Origin of the sequence: Kitasatospora sp. NPDC004799, assembly GCF_040609095.1 — a bacterium.
In the GTDB taxonomy this organism is placed as follows: domain Bacteria; phylum Actinomycetota; class Actinomycetes; order Streptomycetales; family Streptomycetaceae; genus Kitasatospora.
In genome coordinates this window covers 1-1,365 of sequence record NZ_JBEXJK010000801.1, presented here as the reverse complement: position 1 = coordinate 1,365, position 1,365 = coordinate 1, and the positions used below count along the sequence as shown (strand labels likewise).

Sequence of the window (1,365 nt, the reverse complement as noted above, 5' to 3'; positions counted from 1 at the left end):
GGCCCGGCTCGGGAGGTCGCCCGGCGCGATGCCTCCGCGTGGCCGGCGTCCGCGAAGCCCGCGTCCTCGGCGGAGGCGTCCTGACGGGCGGTCCGGGCGCGGGAGCGCGGCCGTCGGGCGGCCTACTCCCGGACGAACCCGTGGCTGCGCTCCACCTTGGCCACGTGCAGGGTGTAGCTCTCGTACCACTCGGCCCGCCCGCGCTGCTGTGCGGCGCGGTGCTCGGCGTCGCTCCGCCACCGGGTGAGGGCCTCGGCGTCGCGGAAGTACCCGACGGTGATGGCCAGCCCGCCGGGGGTCTGCGCGTGGTCCATCCCCAGGTAGCCGGGGACGTCCTGCACCAGCTCTTCCATCCGGGCGCTGGTCTCGGGGTAGCCGCTCTGGGTCTGGGTGCGCACCGAGGTGAAGACGGCCGCGTAGTACGGGGGTTCGAAGGCCGGGACGGGCGTGACGGGTGCTTCGTGATCACTCATGGCGTCACCGTACGGCGGGGCGCGGCCCGTGATCCAGGGACTTTACCGAACGGTGGACCAAGGGATCGGACTCTTGAACGAGCGCCGTCCGGGCCCGCCTCCGACGACCGGAGGCAGGCCCCGGGCGGCGGAGCGGTCCGGTGCGCGGCGGCTCAGAGGCCGAACCGGGCGCGGTGGGTGGTGGGGACCAGGTCGGTGTACTCGGGGTGCTTGGTGATCCAGGCCCGGATGAAGGGGCAGTAGGGGAGGACGGCGAGCCCCTGCTCGCGGGCCGTGTCGAGGGCGGCGCGGGCGAGCTTGCTGCCGAGGCCGCGGCCGCCGAAGCGGGGGTCGATCTCGGTGTGGATGAAGGCGATCTCGTCGCCGGAGCGGTGGTACTCGGCGAAGCCGGCGAGCTCGCCGTCCTCCTGGATCTCGAAGCGGGACTTCTCGGTGTTGTCGGTGACGGACTGGTCCACGGTTCCTCCTCGGGTGCGGCGGGTCGCCTCGGCGGACGACCGTCGGTGATCGGCGCCGTGGCCAGCATAGTTGAATCATCAACATTTGTCTGCCGGCCGCCCCGCGTGTCGGCGGTGTCGGCCGGGGGAGGGGTCAGTGCGGTCCGGTTCCCGCGGCGCGCAGCCGGTCCAGGGTCCGGTCGAGATCGGCCTGGGTCGCCTCGACGGCCGCCTTCGGGTCGCCCGCGGCGATCGCCTCGACCAGGGCGTGGTGCGCGCCGGTGGTCGCCGCCCGTTCGGCGCCGTCGTGCAGGTGGTCGTCGGCCACCAGGTGGCCGGCCGCTTCGCGCAGCGCGTCGACGAAGATCGTCGTCTACTTCAGCAAGTTCACCGAACAGGGGTGGGTCGACGTGATCCACCGGATCGTGACCGACACGGTCCACCGCCCCTCGGTG

3 protein-coding genes are annotated in these 1,365 nt (G+C 73.2%); all 3 read right to left on the bottom strand.

Annotated elements, in window-relative coordinates; all coding sequences use genetic code 11:
- Nucleotides 1-122: 122 nt before the first annotated feature.
- Nucleotides 123-473: an antibiotic biosynthesis monooxygenase gene (locus ABZW03_RS40920; RefSeq protein WP_355269970.1), complete on the bottom strand. Its 351-nt coding sequence runs from the start codon at nt 471-473 to the stop codon at nt 123-125.
- A gap of 152 nt (nt 474-625) precedes the next feature.
- On the bottom strand, nt 626-931 hold the full coding sequence (locus ABZW03_RS40915) for a GNAT family N-acetyltransferase (RefSeq protein WP_355269968.1): 306 nt from the start codon (nt 929-931) through the stop codon (nt 626-628).
- A 133-nt stretch (nt 932-1,064) separates the two neighbouring features.
- Nucleotides 1,065-1,238, bottom strand: coding sequence for a hypothetical protein (locus ABZW03_RS40910; RefSeq protein ID WP_355269966.1), 174 nt, complete (start codon nt 1,236-1,238; stop codon nt 1,065-1,067).
- Nucleotides 1,239-1,365 lie beyond the last annotated feature (127 nt).

Coding starts and splice junctions, on each gene's coding strand:
- ABZW03_RS40920 (WP_355269970.1), bottom strand. CDS start 473: ATGAGTGATCACGAAGCACCCGTCACGCCCGTCCCGGCCTTCGAACCC.